Origin of the sequence: Nocardiopsis dassonvillei (assembly GCF_964273065.1) — a bacterium.
Classification (GTDB): Bacteria; Actinomycetota; Actinomycetes; order Streptosporangiales; family Streptosporangiaceae; genus Nocardiopsis; species Nocardiopsis dassonvillei_B.
This window is the reverse complement of the sequence record NZ_OZ186815.1, coordinates 3,529,377-3,546,965: the sequence shown is the minus strand read 5'-3', so window position 1 is coordinate 3,546,965 and position 17,589 is coordinate 3,529,377. Positions and strand designations below refer to the sequence as shown.

Below are 17,589 nucleotides of genomic sequence, written 5' to 3'. Positions count from 1 at the left end.
GTCCCGACCCGGGGCCGGTGGAGCACGGCCCAGGGGAGATTGTTCGTGAGCGTCGCTGAGCAGCCACCCGAAGAAGGCGGATACGAGCGCACGCCCCCGCACGACATCCAGGCCGAACAGAGCGTCCTGGGCGGCATGCTCATCTCCAAGGACGCCATCACCCAGGTCGTCGAGATCATCCGCTCCGCCGACTTCTACCGGCCGGCGCACCAGATCATCTACGACGCCATCGTGGACCTGTTCTCCCGCGGCGAGCCCGTCGACATCGTCTCGGTCAACGCCGAGCTGACCAAGCGCGGCGAGGCCGCGCGCGTCGGCGGCGCGCTCTACCTGACCACCCTCACCAACGCCATCCCGACCGCCGCCAACGCGGGCTACTACGCCAAGATCGTCTCCGACCGCGCGGTGCTGCGCCGCCTGGTCGAGGTCGGCACGCGCATCGCCCAGATCGGCTACGCGGGCGACGGCGAGGTCGAGGACCTCGTCGACCACGCCCAGGCGGAGATCTACAAGGTCGCCGAGAAGCGCACCGGCGAGGACTACGTCGCCCTCGCCGACATCATGCCCGGCGCCCTGGACGAGATCGAGGCGATCTCCTCCCACGACGGCACCCTCACCGGCGTCCCCACCGGCTTCGCCGACTTCGACGCCCTCACCAACGGCCTCCACCCGGGCCAGATGATCATCATCGCCGCCCGCCCGGCCGTCGGCAAGGCCCTGGCTCTGGACACCCCCCTGCCGACCCCGCACGGATGGACGACCATGGGCGCGGTCCGGGTGGGCGACGAGCTGCTGGCCGCGGACGGGACGCCCACCCGTGTGGTGGCGGCGACCGAGGTGATGACCGGTCGTCCCTGCTACGAGGTGGTGTTCGACGACGGGACCACCGTCGTCGCCGACGCCGAGCACCAGTGGCTGACCCATACCCGGGCCTCGCACCGCGCCGCGCAGGAGGCCGCCCGCTCGGGTGGGACCCCACGTACCCGACCCGAGGTGCGGACCACCCGGGAGATCGCCCGCACCCTGCGGACGTCCGGCGCCGATGCCCGGCTCGACCACTCGGTCGTCAACGCCGAACCGCTGGAACTGCCCGTGCGGGAACTGCCGCTGCCGCCCTACTTCCTCGGCGTCTGGCTGGGCGACGGCGCCACCGACGCCGCCCGGATCACGACCGCCGACCCGGAGATCCTCGTCAACATCGAGGCGGACGGACTGGTGACCAAACCGGCGGGTCGTCTCACCTACAGCGTCCGGCTCCCGCAGGAGGATCCCGGAACGGGGTCGTGCGTCGTGTGCGGCGAGGAGCCCACTCCGTCCCCGCCCCACGTACGCGGCTGCGGACAGTCCTGCGGCGGGAAGGCGGGGTTCGTCTCCGACCCGGTACCGGAGGCGCCCTGCCCGGACTGCGCAGGGCCCACGACCGGACACCTCCGCCGCCGTGAGTGCACCCGCCACCACGGGAGCGTCCAGGCGCTGCTGAGGACTCTGGGGGTGCTCGGGAACAAGCACATCCCCATGGAGTACCTGCGGGCCTCGGTCGGACAGCGGCGTGCGCTCATGGCCGGGCTGCTGGACTCGGACGGTACGGTCAACGCCGACGGTTCGGTCCGATTCGCGGTGACCGACGAACGGCTGGCGAACGATTTCCGAGAGCTGGCGCACGGGCTCGGGTACCGAACGGGCATGTCGACGCGACGCGTCAAGGGGCGCACCGGGGCCGCCTCGACGTGTTACACCATCACCTTCGGGTCGGAGCGCGAGGTCTTCCGTCTCTCGCGCAAGCAGGAGGCGCACCGTACACGCGGCGCGGGCCGCGGCTACGCGCGGATCGGCTCCAGGTCCGTCACCGAGGTGCGACCCGTCGACAGCGTCCCGGTCCGCTGCGTCCAGGTGGACCACCCCGACCACCTGTTCCTGGCCACGAAAGCCATGGTGCCCACCCACAACTCCACGCTGGCTTTGGATTTCGCGCGGGCGGCGTCGATCAAGCACGACATGACCGCGGTCTTCTTCAGCCTGGAGATGGGGCGCAACGAGATCGTCATGCGCCTGCTGTCCGCGGAGGCGCGGGTGCCGCTGCACACCATGCGCTCGGGCCTGATGACCGACGACGACTGGGCGCGCCTGGCCCGGCGGATGGGCGAGGTCGCCAACGCGCCGCTGTTCATCGACGACTCGCCCAACATGTCGATGATGGAGATCCGGGCCAAGTGCCGCCGGCTCAAGCAGCAGCACGACCTCAAGCTGGTCATCGTCGACTACCTCCAGCTGATGAGCTCACCCGGCCGGGTGGAGAGCCGCCAGCAGGAGGTCTCGGAGATGTCCCGGTCCCTCAAGCTGCTGGCCAAGGAGCTGGAGGTGCCCGTGGTGGCGCTCTCCCAGCTCAACCGAGGCCCCGAGCAGCGCACCGACAAACGCCCACAGGTGTCGGATCTTCGCGAATCGGGCAGTATCGAGCAGGACGCGGACATGGTGATCCTGCTGTACCGCGAGGACGTGCACGACAAGGAGTCCCCGCGGGCGGGCGAGGCCGACATCATCGTCGCCAAGCACCGCAACGGCCCCACCGCGGACGTCACCGTGGCCTTCCAGGGCCACTACAGCCGGTTCGTCGACATGGCGCCCGGATAGGCCGGTGCGTCCACGGCGTCCCCCGCCCCGTCGAGGCGGGGGAGCCGGGGTGTCGTGGACCAGCGGCCGCGAGGCGTCGGGGATCCCGCGGAACCCCGGGACGCCCACCCGCAGCCGCAGGTCCAGGGCCCGGTCCGGCCCCGCGCCGGCGTAGGGCCGGGCCGCCGGCCGGCCCCGCCCACGGCGTCCGCCGGCCGGACGGTGTGGAGGGCTCGTAGGCGGACCCCGGTTCCACATCCGGTCCACCCGCCCCTCGGCCACGGCCGGGAGGGCGGACCACCGCACCGGGAACACCACCGCGCTCAGGACGGCGGCGGCGATCCGCGCCATGGGCGGGCACCTCGGCGGAGTACTCCTCGGCGGAACCGCCCCGGTCGGGTTCGCCGGAGGGGGACATGCGGGGGCCGAACCCCTCCGCGTGCAGGTCGAGGATGCCGACGGCGGCACCCGTCGCGGTGGGACGGCCGCCGGGGAGGCGGAGCGGGCCGGCGGGGGCCCGGCGGACCCCCGCCGGGGTGCTCGGGGGTCAGAGGCGGACGAGCATCTTGCCGGTGTTGGCGCCCGAGAGGACGCCGCGCAGGGCCCCGGGGGCCTCCTCCAGGCCGTCGACGACGGTCTCGCGGGTGCGCAGGGTGCCGTCCAGCAGCCACGGCACCGCCCTGGCGTGGAACTCGGGGAACCTGTCCAGGTGGTTGCCCACGAGCATGCCGCGGAGGGAGACCTCCTTGGTGGCGGCCCGGTAGAGGTTCGGCCCGGGGGCGGGTTCGGCGTCGTTGTACTCGCCGACCGCGCCGATCAGCGCCACCCGGCCGCCCGGGTTCATCACCTCCAGCGCGGCCGCCAGGTGGTCGCCGCCGACCGAGTCCAGGTAGACGTCCACGCCGTCGGGGGCGGCCTCGGCCAGACGGGCGGCGAGGCCGCCGCGGCGCCGGTCGACGGCGGCGTCGTAGCCGAACTCCTCGAGCAGCAGCCGGGTCTTCTCCGGACCGCCCGCGGAGCCGATGATCCGGCCCGCGCCCAGGTCGCGGGCGACGCGCGCGGCCACGCTCCCCACGGCCCCGGCGGCCGCCGAGATGTACACGGTGTCGCCCGGCCGGACCGGGGCGGTGTCGGTGAGAGCGAGGTACGCGGTCAGGCCGGTGGTGCCCAGGGGGCCCAGGTAGGCGGAGGCCGGGATGCGTGCGACGTCCAGGACGACGGCGCCCGCGGCGTCGACCAGGGAGTGCTCCCGCCAGCCCAGGAAGTGGGAGACGGTCGCGCCGACCGGGATCCCCTCGACCCGCGAGGCGACGACCTCGCCCACCGCGCTCCCCTCCAGGGGGCGGCCGATCTCGAAGGGCGGGATATAGGAGGGTGCGTCGTCCATCCGGCCGCGCATGTAGGGGTCGACGGACATCCACGTGTTGCGGACCAGGACCTGCCCCTCGGCCGGGGCGGGCAGTTCGGTCTCCACCAGGGCGAAGTGCTCCGGGCCGGGCTCGGCGGCGGGGCGGGCGGCCAGGTGGATCTCGCGGGTGCGGACGGTCATGGTGGGCCTCGTTCCGGTGGGCCGGGTCGTTCCCGGCGGCATCTCCGAAACTACGGACGGCCGGGGCCCGCCCCCAGGTCCGCACGCGCCGCGGACCGGTCCCCGCGTGCCAGGGCGCGGCGCTCCTGGGCCGGGGTGTGCCCCGACCAGCGGCGGAACGCCTTGCGCAGGGCGCGGTCGTCGGAGAAGCCCAGGCGGGCGGCGACGCTCTCGGCGGTCAGGCCCGAGGACAGCAGCCGCCGGGCCCGCCCGTGGCGGGCCCTGTCCACCTCCGCACGCCATGTGGTGCCATGTTCGCCGAGGCGCCTCTGGAGGGTGCGCGGGCCGACCGCCAGCCGGCCGGCGACGGCGTCCAGGGCGGGTGCCCCGCGGTCGAGCTCGGCGTCCAGGGCGGCGCGGAAGAGGTCCATCCAGCCGGGGAGGGGGTGGGCGGCGGACAGCAGCATCCCGGCGTGGTCGCGCAGGAGCGCGGCCAGGCGCGGGTCCCCCGAGGGGAGCGGGGCCCGGGCGTCCTCGGCCCGGAGCACGAGCTCGTTCACCCCGGCGTCGAACTCCAGGTCGGCGGTGCCGAAGGCGCGGACGAGGGCGGAGTGGTCGGCCGGGGCCGGATGGGCGAAGGAGACCCGCAGGGGGACGAGGTCGGCGCGGGTGGCCTCGCGCGCCCGGCGCAGGTAGTAGGCGAGGACGTACTCGTGGACGGCCGCGGCGGTGCGGGGTTCCCCGCCGCTGGTGTTGTAGCGCAGTCCGAGGCCGCCGTCCCGCACGTCCACGGCGTACTCCTCCTCTGTGGCGGTGACGACCCGGTGGTAGGGGGCGCTGCCGGTGAGGGCGTCGGCGAGCGTGGCGCCGTTGACGAGCATGTAGTCCCAGGCGGGGAGGGCGCCCAGGGCGGCGGTCTGCGCGACGTGGGTCCCGGCCCGGCCGGGCGGGAGGGTGTGGGCGAGGTGCTCCCACAGGCGGACGAGGGAGGGGAGCGGGACACGGGCGGCCTCGTCGGCCGCGGCGGCGGGTCCGGTCTCGGCCAGGACGAGGTGTTCGGGGACGCCCGCGGTGCGGGCGGCTTCGCCGAGGAGGAGGAGCAGGCGGGCGGAAACGGTCCCGTCGAGCATGGGGCCAGCTTATAGTTCAAGGGTCGGGCTTTTCGGACACAGAGTCGGGGGTGTGCCGGTGTCCGACACACCCCCTGGTTTCGGTCGGTGGATTTAGCTGTTTATGGCCAAGCCGATTTGTCGACAAAACGACATCCGAGGATCACGCGGTGTCCGAGGCGATCAGCCCCTCCCGCATCTCCAACCGCCTTCCCGAGAACCGCGCGCGCACGGTGCGGTCGTGTGTGACGATCACCAGCGCGCCCGTGTACCGGTCCAGCGCCTCCTCCAGCTCCTCCACGAGACCGGGGGAGAGGTGGTTGGTCGGCTCGTCCAGGAGCAGCAGGTCATAGACGCCCGAGGTCAATGCGGCCACCTCGATACGACGGCGCTGGCCGACCGAAAGTGACTCCACGGGCTGGTCCATCTCCTCGGCTCCGAACAGCCCCAGCGAGGCCAGCTCGTCCCGGTACTCCTCGGCGGGCCCCGGCCGTCCGGCCGCGTAGGCCTGGAGCGCGCTCCGGCCGGGGACGACCGCCCCGTCCTCCTGGCGCAGGTGGCCGACCCGGCCGCGCCGCAGGACTCCGCCGGCGTCGGGTGCCAGCTCCCCGGCGATGACCCGCAGGAGCGTGCTCTTGCCCGCTCCGTTGGGGCCGGTGACCAGGATCCGATCGCCGGGGCCGACGGTGAGCGCCGGAACGTCGAGCCGGTGGCCCACGCGCACCCCCTCCAGTACCACCGGCGGGACGTGCCCGCCGTCGGCGGCGGTGAAGGACGCGGTCATCTCCAGCGGGACCGGGGGCGGCGCGACCGGGTTCTCGACCAGCCGTCCGGCCCGCTCCTTGGCCTGCCGGATCCGGCTCATGGCGCCGTGCGCCCGCCCGCGCATCTTGAACGCGCCGTGCCCGAAGGCCGCCTTGTCCATCCTGCGCGGGATGGCCTGGAGCGCCGCGACGCTGTTCTCCGCCAGGCGCCGCTGCCGGGCCAGTTCCTCCTTCCATTCCCCGTACTCGCGGATCCACCGGGACCGGGCCGCGGCGCGGGCCCGCAGGTAGCCGTCGTACCCGTTGCCGTGGCGGTGGACCCGGTGCAGGTCGTGGTCGACCTCCAGGACGGTGTCGGTGACGCGGGCCAGGAAGGTCCGGTCGTGGGTGACGGCCACGACGGTGCCCCTGTGGGTGCGCAGCCGCTGCTCCAGCCAGGCGACCGCGCCGTCGTCGAGGTCGTTGGTGGGTTCGTCGAGCAGCAGCAGCTCGGGGTCGGCCGCCAGGGCCGCGGCCAGGGCCAGTCGCGAGCGCTCCCCGCCGGAGAGCGTGCGCAGGGGGCGGTCGCGGTCCAGGCCGGGCAGGCCCAGGCCGTGCAGCCCGGCGTCGACCCGGGCGTCGGCCTCGTACCCGCCGCGCGCCTCGAAGTCGGACAGTAGGTCGCCGTACGCGGCCAACCCGGCGGGGCCGGCGGTGCCGAGCGACGCCTCGAGGCCGCGCAGGCGGGCCTCCATCTCCCGCAGGTCGGCCAGGGCGTCGTCGACGGCGTCTCCGACGGTGCCGGTCAGGACGCCGACACGCTCCAGGGTCTGGGGAAGGTATCCGGTGCCGCCGGGCGCCGAGACGAGCACGTCCCCGTTGTCGGGCGCCTCCTCCCCGGCCAGGAGGCGGAGCAGGGTGCTCTTTCCGGAGCCGTTGTCCCCGATGACACCGACCCGTTCCCCGGGGGCGATGGTCAGGTCCACCCGGTCCAGGACGGTGCGGTCCCCGTAGCGTTTGGCGACCCCGGTGAGGGTGATCTGGGAGCGGGCGCGTGTCGCGGCGCGCATGGGCGTTCCTCCTCGGGTGGTCTCGGCGGCCGGTGTCGCGGATCGGATCGGAGCGGTGCGGATGGGGGTGCCCTCCTGTTCGGTTCGGGTGGCGGGTGTCGCCGGTCGGACTCAGGTGGTGCGCACGGGTGCGCCTCCTCTGCTGCGGTGGGGCCGGGACGGGCCGCGGGCCGCCGGAGGGCGCTTCGGAGCCGGGCACCCGGTGGAGCGGACGCGCGGGGCGCGGAGCTCGGGGTGCGGGAACGACGAAGAGGCCGTACCGGATCGACCGCGGTTCGGAGACGCCTGCGGAGCCGCGCGGCCGCCGTCGGCGGCGGGTGCGCGGTGTGCTCGGACACGGGCGTCGGACGCGGGATCTACAGCGAGTGGTACAGCCTCATGCGCAAGACGATACGTCTCGTTTCGCTAAGGGTCAAGTGCGATCTCCGTGAGACGTGGATCACTCCGAGTGGTTCTTTTTCGGGTGACTGAAACGCCGATATTGCTTCAAGCCGATATGTCGACACAGCGACACGGAGACACGGCGCCGGGGGTCGGGAAAAGGCGAAGGGCCGCCCCCCGTGGGGGCGGCCCTTCGCAACTCGCTCTCTCACGCCCGGTGTGGAACCGTTTGCCTCCCGCTGTCGCGGGAAGGGGTGCGTGGTCGGTGCGGCGCTACAGCCAGCGGGCCTCGGGGCGGGTGCGCCCGGTCTCGTCGGTGACCGACACCCAGTGCATGATCGGGTGTCCGGAGGTGATGGTGTCGGCGTTCTCGCGCGGCAGGGGAACGCTCACCGCGTCCGGCGCAAGGCCGGCCAGGCGGAGGGTCTCCTCGGGGGAACGCATGTGTCGACGGGCGTCGGCGGAGCGAGTGGGGTGGGGTGCACGGTCTGTCCTGCGCGCCATATGGCCCTCCTCGTTTCCGTATCAGATAGCCATAGTTAACCCTATGTTCACCTTTGAGTCAATTCGTTTTTTCGGGCTCCCTGTCACAGGGGATCCTTCCGCACCCGATGGAGCCCTGAACTCCCTGCTCGCCGGTGCCTCCCGCGGGAGGGGTTCCGTCGGGGCGGGAGGGGCTGGCGAGGCAAGGTGAACACAAGGTGAACGAGGGGGGAATCGAGTGGCGGCGAGGGGGCCCGGGCCGGCGGCCTGGGCGGCCCCTTCTCCGCAACGGCGCGGTGTCCTCCGGAGCCGGTGCGGCGCCCTCCGGAAAGACGAAAGCACCCGTCCTGCGGACGGGTGCCCTGTCGGATGCGCGTGCCGGGGCTACTCCTTGAAGATGAGCCCCACGACCTCCAGGTAGAGCTGCTCCGGGTACGGGATGAAGTCGATCCTGCTCAGGGCCTGGTCCTGACCGGCGGACTCCATCACGAAGGTCCCGTATCCGAGGAACCTGCCGAGCAGGCTGCGCTCGAACCTCATGTCGGTGACCTTGCCCAGCGGCATCATGTTCACCTGCCGGGTGATCAGCCCCTGCGTCAGCAGCAGGCGGGCGGAGGTGATCACGAAGTAGTCGACCGACCACTCCGCGACCTGCCACACGAACCACACCAGCACCAGCAGCCACAGCCACCAGATGATGGCCAGGGCCGCCGGGGTGTCCGCGACCTGCGTGTTGCTGAGGATTCCGGCGACGATCAGGGCGCCCAGGACCGCGCCCACCGGTCCGATCAGGACCGCGGGATGCCTCCGGATGGTGACCACGTCCTGCTCGTGTGGGAGCAGGTAGCGGTTGACCGAAGCCGGGGCGCTGTTACTCGACGCTACGAGGCGCATGGCACCCGACCATTCCCCTACGGCAGCAGTGCGTTGACGAAGCGGGACATGGACTCTGCTCCGCCCATGAGACCCCCGAGCGCGCTCTGGATCACGCCCGCCGCGCTTTCAGGCTGCGTCAGCAGATAGAAAGCCACGAACCCGATGAGCGCGTAGCCGCCCCATTTTTTCAACTTCGCCACGACCGACTCCCTTTGGAATCCACCTGACCCACCGACCCAGCAGCGATTGTCGCATCGGGTGTCCTGCCCGTAAAGCCTGGGGCGCACCCTCGGCGTGGCGGTATGTCGGACCTTCCTCGCTTGCGGGCTGTGTCCGGTTCCGGTGCGGTTGTGCCCCGGGTGGCGGGGGAGCCGAAATTCGGCTGCCTACCGGTACAGGTCAGGAGTTTTGGGTCGACTTTTGTGGAGAAGTGGGATGGGGTGGTCGGGTCCGAAACTCTCCCCGGATGTCGGACGGCCCGAAAAACGGGCTCTGGGCGGAGCGGATTTCCCGGAGGTACGGGGAGGGGGTCAGCGCTGTTCCGCGAAGGCCAGGGCGAGCACCTGGAGGTGCTGCCGGGCGATCCGCTCGACGAGTTCCGGCGCGGCGCTCCCGGTGACCTCTTCGGCCCCGTGCCGGGCCGCGTCCACACACCGGGTCACGGTGGACCCGTGGTGCACACCGGAGAACTCCGAGGTGAGCCGGTCCACCACGGGGGCGAAGAGTTCGTCGGTGGTCGCGGGGGCGGAGGTGGTCTCGGGCATCTCTCTCCTTGAGGGCTCGGGAGGTGGATGGCTCAGCGTGCGCACCCGGGGGCGTTCGGTAGTCGCCGTGGGGTCGCCTGAGGCCCGCGCCCCAAAGGGGCGGGGTGTGCGGGTTCGGGCGGACTGCGTCCTGGAGGTGGTTTCGGGCTGTTGGGGTTCCCCGTTACGGGCAGCCAAGAACCATGATCACTCCTGTCGGTTACGTTCCCGTCTCGAAATGAATTCGGATAATGCGGTTCGGCGTGTCGCCCTTCGGTCCCGGTCGGCTGTCCGCCATCCCGGCTTCGACCTGGGGTGACGGCAGGCCGTAGAAGGACTCTGCCCGGTTTTCGGCCATTCATTCGCGCGGGGCTGAAAAGAGCCGAAAAAGCGCCCGACCGGATCTGCCGGACGGGCGCCCCATGAGCGGAAGAGGTCAGGAGCAGCCGTACAGCCGGTCGCCCGCGTCACCCAGCCCCGGAAGGATGAAGCCGTTGTCGTTGAGGCGCTCGTCCACCGCCGCGGTCACCACGCGCAGCGTCGCGCCGTGGTCCGGGGACAGGGTTTCGGCCAGCCTGCGCTCCACCGCGACCAGGCCCTCGGGGGCGGCCAGCAGGCAGATCGCCGTGATGTGGTCGGCGCCCCGGTCCACCAGCAGCTTGAGGGCCGCGGCCAGGGTGCCGCCCGTGGCCAGCATCGGGTCCAGCACGTAACACTGGCGGCCGGACAGGTCCTGCGGCAGCCGGTCCGCGTAGGTGGCGGGCTGGAGGGTCTCCTCGTCGCGGGCCATCCCCAGGAAGCCGACCTCGGCGGTGGGCAGCAGGCGGGTCATCCCGTCGAGCATGCCCAGCCCGGCGCGCAGGATCGGCACGACCAGCGGGGTGGGGCGGGTCAGCTGGATACCGGTGGTCTCCACCAGGGGCGTCTCGATGGTGACCTCCGTCACGCGGACGTCGCGGGTCGCCTCGTAGGCGAGCAGGGTCACCAGCTCGTCGGTCAGGCGGCGGAAGGTCGGGGAGTCGGTCCGCACGTCGCGCAGGGTGGTCAGTTTGTGCGCGACCAAGGGGTGGTCGACGACCAGGGTTTCCAAGGTGGTCTCCGGGTGAGCTGGGACGACGGGACGGTGGCCGGGGAGCTGAGCCAGGCAGAGTCTAACCGCGCGCACCCACCCGGAAGGGTGCCCGCGGGGCCCTGGCGGACGCGCGCGGGAACCCCCCGTGGGAGCGCGCCCCCCGAACTCGTGAGAGCGTTGTCGGACTGAAGCGGGCAAGGGCCACAGCGGGCGCGGAGTGATCGTTACCATGTCACTCGCACGGGCGATCCGGGTTCCTTCGTCCGGACTGATGGCACCGGCCGGGTTGGGGTGACGATGACAGTGCTCGATCATGATGACGACTCGGGCGACTTCGCGGCCGTGGCGTTCCGGGAGGAGGAGTACTGGGAGGTCGACCTCCTGCCGGTCGCCCTGGTGCACGACCTCAAGGGACTGGTCCACGCTCTGCGCCAGCAGCCCAGTATCAGCGGGACCATCGGTCTGGTCTCGGTGGGCGACGACTTCTTCATCCTGGTGCGCGTCTACGGCGGCGAGGTGTCCCTCTTCCTGTCCGACGTGACCGCGTCCGTCGACTGGCAGGTCGCCCGGGACGTGCTCGACCACCTGGACATCGACCAGCCCGACGACGATGATCTCGACCAGGTCCTCCCGGCGGGAGACCTGTCGATCGTCGCCGATCTGGGACTGGACGAGATGGAGCTGGGCGCCCTGGCCGGCGATCTCGACCTGTACCCGGACGAGGTGCTGGCCAGCATCTCCGAACGGCTCGGATTCGCGCAGGCCTTCCAGCGTGTCCTTGACGCGATGGGGTAGGGAAGCCCAGGAAGCACAGCCCGGAGAACGAGGAGAGCACGCGGTGTCGACCTTCGCAGCCGTCTTCGCACCCGACGGGGGGACGTGGCGGGGTGCCGAGCTGGAGCTCGGCGAGGTGGACGTCATCGACGACGTCACCGACCTGACACTCGACTTCGCCGCCGATGCGGGTTCACCGTTCGCCGTCCTCCTCGTGGAGGTCGACGACGACTGGTTCGCCATCGTCCGTGCCGACGAGGACGGGGAGCCCCGCGTGTACCTGTCCGACACCAGGGCCGTGGAGGAGTACCCGCTGGCCGGGGTGCTGGCCGAGGCGGGCGCTCTGGTGGGCGCCGGGGTCTCCGACACCGCCCGGGGCCCGGCCCCCAGCGGGGACGCCGGTCTGCTGGAGGACCTGGGGGTCCCGGCCGACGAGCTCCGCTCGCTGTCCGTGGGCAGCGGCGTCCTGCCCAGCGACGTCCTGGCGGTCGTGGCCGACCGCGCCGGGTTCGGCGAGGTCCTGGACGGCATGCGCCTGTGAACACGGCCCTGGACGCCGCGCTGCGAGCGGCCCTGGCCGAGGCCGAACTGGCCCTGGCCACGGGGGACGTACCGGTGGGCGCGGTGGTGCTCGACCCCGGGGGCGAGGTGATCGGCCGCGGACACAACGAGCGCGAGGCCGCCGGCGACCCGACCGGGCACGCCGAGGTCCTGGCCCTGCGCGCCGCCGCCCGGCACCGGGGGGAGTGGCGGCTGTCCGGCTGCACGCTGGCGGTCACCCTGGAGCCCTGCGTCATGTGCGCGGGGGCCACGGTGCTGTCCCGGGTGGACCGCCTGGTGTACGGCGCGCGCGACCCCAAGGCGGGCGCGGCGGGCTCCCTGTGGGACCTGGTCCGGGACCCGCGCCTGAACCACCGGCCCGAGGTGGTCCCGCCCGACCTGGTGGCCGCCGACGTGGCCGATGCCTGCTCGGACCTGCTCACACGGTTCTTCGCGCGACGGCGTGGATGACCGGGTTTTCCGCACCCTCTCCCATCCGGTAGAGTTACCCGCGGTGGAGTCGCCTAGTGGCCGATGGCGCCCGCCTCGAAAGCGGGTAAGGGGCAACCCTTCGAGGGTTCAAATCCCTCCTCCACCGCCACCAGCCGCCCCCGGCACAGCCGGGGGCGGCTTTTCGTGCACCCGGTGGTGCCGCCTACCGGCCGGTGCCGGAGCGCGCCGCCTCGCGGCGGTTCTCCCGGGAGTCGGCCGGAGTGATGTAGCCGTCGCTCACGTTCCGCCTCTCCACCCGGTTGACCCGGGACACGTAGTCGCCGTGGCCGCGGTACCGGTCTCGGAGTTCGTCCCGGCTGTAGGGGACGTGCGTGCCGAAGAGCGAGCAGAAGAAGGCGTCTCCCCCGGAACCGGTGTTGGTGCCGGTGTTGAGCGCCGTGGGGACCTCCACCTGGGAGAGGCGGATGCCGCCCAGCGCGTGCCCGTCCTCGTCGCGGGCGATGCCGCCGTCCCCGGTGCGCCGGATGGGCTCCGCGGTCGGCGGGGCGGTCCCGTCGGCGGCCCAGGCGCTCAGGTGGTCGTAGGACGCGTTGATGACCTGGTGCAGCGGCACCCGGCTGAAGGGGGGCCGGAGACAGTCGTACTCCCCCTGGCCGCCCAGGTCGCGCTCCTCGATGTGCCGCCGGGCTTCCCGGCCCGCCTGTCCGGAGTGCGCAGCGCCGGCCACCTCCCAGCGGACCAGGCCGGCGGACTCCTCCGGCAGCTGGAACAGGGGGAGGGCCACGTCGGTCTCCGAGAGCACCTGGAAGACCGGTTCGGGGCGCGTTGCCGGGGGCGCGGAGCCGACCATGAACCCGTAGCCGTCGAAGACCGGTTCCGTGAGGGGAAGGATCTCCTCGTAGTAGGTCGTCATGTAGATCGCCGACTGGGACGCGCCGATGGCCAGGACCTGGTCGATACCGACATCTCCGGTGAGGGGGCTGCCGGGCTCGCGCAGCGCCGCGGCGGACTGGGCGAAGACGTCGTAGGACAGCGCGTCGCCGCCCACCGCGCCGCCGTCGGTGACGTCCAGGTCGCCGTACCGGGCGGGGCTCCAGCGCGTCAGGTGGGAGACCCCGACGTTCTGGGCGGACACGCCGACCCAGGTGTAGCCCGTGCGCATGATGTGGTCGGCGCTGGTCGCCCACAGGGCGTCGAGGTCGTGGCCCGCGGTCACGTTCTGCCACTCGACCAGTGCCGTTCCGTTCGAGCCGTCGGCTTCGGAGGGACGCCGGACCACGACCCGGGTCCGGTAGGGGTGCTCGGACACCACCGAGTCGGCGCCGTAGCGGTTGGCGGTACCCGAGACGACGAACTCCTCCTCGACGTAGCCGTACGAGGCGAGGTCGGCGTCGGTGGAGAAGAACGGGTAGGTCTCGGCGATGTCGTCGGAGGCGGGGTCGCCCGGGGCGCTGCCCGGGAGGGGGCCCTCGACCTCCGGTGCGGGGACGGGGAGCGGTGCGGGGGCGGGTTCGGCGTGGACCGTCGAGGGCGCGAGCATGGCGCAGACGCAGAGGACGGCCCACACCGCACCCGTCCGGCGGGGGAGTCCTCGCATGGGACTTCCTTCCGTGCGGGGGTGTTCACGGCATGGACCGCGACGGTATAGCCGTACCCGCGCCCGGACAACGGGTGCGCGCCCTCCACGGGCGGGAACAGGTCGTTTCCCTGATCGCCCCGGACCCTGTCGACACGGCGACCCGTCGACACGGCGACATGGCGGCGAAGGGACGGGTCGACGGGTCTGCAAGGGGACCCGTCGACAAGGCGGCCCGTCGACGAGCGGACGTGTCGACAGGCCGACGGGCCGCCTCGCTACCCCGCCGGGGCGGGGCCGGTGCTGCCCCGGGCGGTGAACCGGGCGGCGGGGGACCGGCGTCCGGCGACGGGCAGGCCCCGGGCCGCCTCCAGGGCGGCGTCGGCGACCAGGGTCCCGTACCGGTGCACGTCCACGGTCATCGCGCTCAGCTCCGGGGAGACCAGGCGGCATCGGGTGGAGTCGTCCCAGGCGACCAGGCTCAGCCGGGAGGGGACGTCCACCTCCAGCGCGCGTGCGGCCTCCAGCCCGCCGACCGCCATCACGTCGTTGTCGTACAGGATCGCGGTGGGCGGTTCCGGGGCGGCCAGCAGTTCCGCGGTGAGCCGCTCTCCCGCCTCGTGCGAGTAGTCGCCCTCGGCCGTCGTCGGCGCGGGCAGCCCCGCGTCGGCGCAGGCCGCGGTGAGGGCGCCGGTGCGGGCGCGGGTGTGCAGCAGCGGCGCGGGGCCGCCGACCCGGGCGATGCGCCGGTGGCCCAGTGCTCGCAGCCGCTCCACCGCCTCCCGGACGGGGGCGGCGTGGTCGGTGACGACCCCCGGCAGGCCGGCGCCCTCGGGGGCGCCCGCCACCACGAACGGCAGCCCCAGCCCGCGCAGCAGCTCCGGGCGGGGATCGTCGACGGTGGGGTTGACCACCGCGACGGCGTCCACCACCCCGCGCTCCGCCCAGCGGCGGTGGGCGGCGGCCTCCTCCTCGGCGGTGGAGACCAGGTGCAGCATCACCCACATGTCGTGCGCGGCCAGGCGCTCCTCGATACCGCCGATGAACTCCATGAAGAACGGCTCGGCGCTCAGCAGACGGCGCGGCCGGGCCAGGACCAGCCCGACCGCGCCTGCGCGCTCCGGCGCGCTCATCGCTTCCCGCGGGGGTGCAGGGACGCTGCGCTGCGCAGCACCGGACCGCGGGTGAACTCCGCCGGGTCGACCTCGGCCGCGGTGCGCACCAGGAAGGTGTGCGACTCGCCCGCGAGCAGGTCCACGAGCATGTCGTCCGCCTCGGCGTCGGGGGCGACCCGGTCGGCGAGCACGGACACGCCGCGGGCCAGCGAGGCGGCGCTCACCCGTACCCGGTACCCGCCGGGGGCGGGCTCGGCCTCGGCGGTGAGCGCGTCGGGGTCGTAGGCCAGGTGGACGTCCTCGCGGAAGGGGTGCACCAGGCGGGCGTCGCCGGTGGCGGCCACCAGCACCTCCCGGGTGTCGTCGGCGGCCGCCAGCAGCGACCGGGGCGGTTCGTACTCGGCCGTGGACCGGGGCGGAACGGCCAGGGCGGTCTCGGTACCGTCCAGTATCGCGCCCTCGAAGTGCCGCCGCTCCACCCGCAGCGGCGCCTCCCACGGCTCGTCGGTGTCGTTGACGGCGATGAGGACGAGCCGCCCGTCGCGGGGCTGGAGGGTGAGCAGGCGGGGGGCGTAGGCGGCGCGCAGGGCGTACCAGAGGGGCTTGCGCCGCCCCTGGCCGTCGACGGCCGCCCACGAGGTGACCGGCCAGCAGTCGTTGAGCTGCCAGACCAGGGACCCGGCGGTCCGCGGCCACCAGGACCGGAAGTGCTCCACTCCGAGCGCCACCGCGCGGGCCTGGTTGAGCTGGGTGGCCCAGTGCCAGTCGGCGAACGTGGTGGGCGTGGGCAGGTGCATGGCCATGCCGCGGGCGAGCTTGCCGTTGCCGTCCTCGGCCTTCTGGTGGAGCAGGAAGACGGGGGACTCCGGGGTGAGCGGCTCGTCGTGGATCCACTCGGTGAGGGTGGACCAGGTGGGCGGCCCCTGGAACCCGAACTCGGAGCAGAACCGGGGCACGGTGTCGCGGTAGGCGCGGTGGTCGGTGCGGTTCCACACCTCCCACTCGTGTCGGGTGCCGTGCGCCTCGGCGTTGGGGTGGGCCTCGTCGGGGGTGAGGCCGGGGGAGTAGGGGCTGCCGTCGGAGTAGAACCGGGTGGGGTCGAGTTCGGCGACGATCCGGGGGAACAGCTCGGTGTAGTAGCGGTGCCCCCAGGTGAGGTCGCCCAGCCGCTCCTTCCAGCCCCAGTCCTCGTGGCCCCACAGGTTCTCGTTGCCTCCGTTCCACAGGGCGAGGGAGGCGTGGGAGGCGAGGCGGGCGACGTTCTCGCGGGCCTCGGCCTCGAACTCGCCCCACAGCGGGTCCTCCTCCGGGTACGCCGCGCAGGCCAGCAGGAAGTCCTGCCAGACGAGGACGCCGCGCTCGTCGCAGACGTCGTAGAAGTCCTCGGTCTCGTAGATGCCGCCGCCCCAGACCCGCAGCATGTTCATGTGGGCGTCGAGGGCCTGGCCGATCCGCTGCTCGAGCCGCTCGCGGGTGATCCGGGTGAGGAAGTGGTCGTCGGGGATCCAGTTGGCGCCCTTGACGAAGACCGGGCGCCCGTTGACGGTCACGGTGAACGGGGTGCCGTGGGCGTCGGGCTCGGTGTCCACGGTGACGGTGCGGAAGCCGACGCGGCGGTGCGCGGTGTCCAGGGCGCCGTCCGCGGCCGGCCCGTCGGCGCCGTCCGCGGCGGCGAGGGTGACGTCGAGGTCGTACAGCGGCTGGTCGCCGTACCCGGCGGGCCACCACAGGTCGGCGTCGGGCACCTCGACGGTGACGGTCCCGGACACGGCGTCGGCGGCCAGGGTCGCGGTGGCGGTGCGACCGGCGATCTCCGCGGTGAGGGCGAGGGGGACCCCGTCCCCGGCGCGTTCGAGGTCGGCGTGGACCTCGACCCGGCCGGTGCCGTCGGGGCCGACGGTGACCAGGGGTCGGACGCGGGCCAGGCGGGCGGTGGTCCAGCGCTCCAGGCGCACCGGCTTCCAGATCCCGGCCGTCTGGAGGTCGGGCCCCCAGTCCCAGCCGAAGGAGCAGGCCATCTTGCGGACCATGTTGTAGGGGTGGGCGTTGACGTGCGGGCGGGCGCCCAGGCGTTCGCGCTCCTCCTCGGCGTACTCCAGGGCGGAGCGCAGGTCCACGGTCAGCTCGTTGGTCCCGGCGCGCAGGGCGGGGCGGGCGTCGAACCGGTGGGAGCGGTGCATGTTGGCGGCGGTGCCGAGCACGTGCCCGTTGAGGGTGACGGTGGCGATGGTGTCCAGCCCGTCGAAGGCCAGGTCGACGCGCTCCCCCTCGGCGGGGGCGTCGGCCTCGAAGACGAGGGTGTAGCGCCAGTCGGTGCGGTGCACCCAGGCGAGCTCGGCCTCGGCGGCGTCCAGGTAGGGGTCGGGGATGAGCCCGGCGGCCAGCAGGTCGAGATGGCTGCTCCCCGGCACCGCGGCGGGGATCTCCCGGCCCGCGATGTGCTCGGGGACGGGGCCGGCGGTGGCGGTCAGGCGCCATCCGTCGTGGAGGGTGTGGCTGGGCATCGTGCTCCTCGG

General features: G+C 73.0%; 15 protein-coding genes and 1 tRNA gene. 5 read left to right on the top strand and 11 right to left on the bottom strand.

Annotated features, from left to right (window positions below):
* Nucleotides 1–45 precede the first annotated feature (45 nt).
* The gene (gene dnaB, locus ACSUPR_RS15750) at nt 46–2,631 is read left to right on the top strand and encodes a replicative DNA helicase (protein WP_436885371.1); all 2,586 of its coding nucleotides are present in this window, start codon (nt 46–48) and stop codon (nt 2,629–2,631) included.
* A 526-nt stretch (nt 2,632–3,157) separates the two neighbouring features.
* On the opposite strand, the gene ACSUPR_RS15745 is transcribed toward dnaB, so the two are convergent.
* From ACSUPR_RS15745 to upp, 8 genes are all read right to left on the bottom strand, one after another.
* A complete protein-coding gene (locus tag ACSUPR_RS15745) occupies nt 3,158–4,159 on the bottom strand; it encodes an NADP-dependent oxidoreductase (protein ID WP_436885370.1) in 1,002 nt (333 codons plus the stop codon).
* A 50-nt stretch (nt 4,160–4,209) separates the two neighbouring features.
* Nucleotides 4,210–5,268, bottom strand: a complete 1,059-nt coding sequence (locus ACSUPR_RS15740; RefSeq protein ID WP_436885369.1) for an AraC family transcriptional regulator ligand-binding domain-containing protein — start codon at nt 5,266–5,268, stop codon at nt 4,210–4,212.
* A 142-nt stretch (nt 5,269–5,410) separates the two neighbouring features.
* Nucleotides 5,411–7,060 carry a ribosomal protection-like ABC-F family protein gene (gene abc-f, locus ACSUPR_RS15735; RefSeq protein ID WP_436885368.1) on the bottom strand — a complete coding sequence of 550 codons (1,650 nt, stop codon included), beginning with the start codon at nt 7,058–7,060 and terminating at the stop codon, nt 5,411–5,413.
* 654 nt (nt 7,061–7,714) lie between these two features.
* Nucleotides 7,715–7,945, bottom strand: a complete 231-nt coding sequence (locus ACSUPR_RS15730) for a hypothetical protein (protein WP_436885367.1) — start codon at nt 7,943–7,945, stop codon at nt 7,715–7,717.
* Nucleotides 7,946–8,308: 363 nt separating this feature from the next.
* The gene (locus tag ACSUPR_RS15725; protein ID WP_436885366.1) at nt 8,309–8,818 is read right to left on the bottom strand and encodes a PH domain-containing protein; all 510 of its coding nucleotides are present in this window, start codon (nt 8,816–8,818) and stop codon (nt 8,309–8,311) included.
* Between the two features lie 17 nt (nt 8,819–8,835).
* Nucleotides 8,836–9,000, bottom strand: a complete 165-nt coding sequence (locus tag ACSUPR_RS15720; protein WP_170293704.1) for a hypothetical protein — start codon at nt 8,998–9,000, stop codon at nt 8,836–8,838.
* Between the two features lie 330 nt (nt 9,001–9,330).
* Entirely contained in the window at nt 9,331–9,564 is a 234-nt protein-coding gene (locus ACSUPR_RS15715; protein ID WP_436885365.1) for a hypothetical protein, read from the bottom strand.
* 415 nt (nt 9,565–9,979) lie between these two features.
* A complete protein-coding gene (gene upp, locus ACSUPR_RS15710; protein ID WP_436885364.1) occupies nt 9,980–10,633 on the bottom strand; it encodes a uracil phosphoribosyltransferase in 654 nt (217 codons plus the stop codon).
* Nucleotides 10,634–10,912: 279 nt separating this feature from the next.
* Between upp and ACSUPR_RS15705 the strand changes: the two genes are divergently transcribed.
* The 4 genes from ACSUPR_RS15705 to ACSUPR_RS15690 all read left to right on the top strand — a co-directional run bounded on the left by ACSUPR_RS15705 (nt 10,913) and on the right by ACSUPR_RS15690 (nt 12,530).
* On the top strand, nt 10,913–11,410 hold the full coding sequence (locus ACSUPR_RS15705; protein ID WP_436885363.1) for a tRNA adenosine deaminase-associated protein: 498 nt from the start codon (nt 10,913–10,915) through the stop codon (nt 11,408–11,410).
* A gap of 43 nt (nt 11,411–11,453) precedes the next feature.
* Nucleotides 11,454–11,930, top strand: a complete 477-nt coding sequence (locus ACSUPR_RS15700) for a tRNA adenosine deaminase-associated protein (protein WP_436885362.1) — start codon at nt 11,454–11,456, stop codon at nt 11,928–11,930.
* Entirely contained in the window at nt 11,927–12,400 is a 474-nt protein-coding gene (locus tag ACSUPR_RS15695) for a nucleoside deaminase (RefSeq protein ID WP_436885361.1), read from the top strand. The genes ACSUPR_RS15700 and ACSUPR_RS15695 overlap by 4 nt, the downstream gene beginning before the upstream one ends.
* A 42-nt stretch (nt 12,401–12,442) precedes the next feature.
* Nucleotides 12,443–12,530, top strand: a tRNA-Ser gene (locus tag ACSUPR_RS15690).
* Nucleotides 12,531–12,584: 54 nt separating this feature from the next.
* Here the strand turns inward: ACSUPR_RS15690 and ACSUPR_RS15685 are convergent.
* The 3 genes from ACSUPR_RS15685 to ACSUPR_RS15675 all read right to left on the bottom strand — a co-directional run bounded on the left by ACSUPR_RS15685 (nt 12,585) and on the right by ACSUPR_RS15675 (nt 17,577).
* Complete coding sequence (locus tag ACSUPR_RS15685) at nt 12,585–13,979, bottom strand: alpha/beta hydrolase domain-containing protein (RefSeq protein ID WP_436885360.1); 1,395 nt, start codon at nt 13,977–13,979, stop codon at nt 12,585–12,587.
* A gap of 257 nt (nt 13,980–14,236) precedes the next feature.
* A complete protein-coding gene (locus tag ACSUPR_RS15680; RefSeq protein WP_436885359.1) occupies nt 14,237–15,091 on the bottom strand; it encodes a LacI family DNA-binding transcriptional regulator in 855 nt (284 codons plus the stop codon).
* Nucleotides 15,088–17,577, bottom strand: a complete 2,490-nt coding sequence (locus ACSUPR_RS15675; RefSeq protein WP_436885358.1) for a glycosyl hydrolase 2 galactose-binding domain-containing protein — start codon at nt 17,575–17,577, stop codon at nt 15,088–15,090. Before ACSUPR_RS15675 ends, ACSUPR_RS15680 begins: the two co-directional genes overlap by 4 nt.
* Between the last annotated feature and the right edge of the window lie 12 nt (nt 17,578–17,589).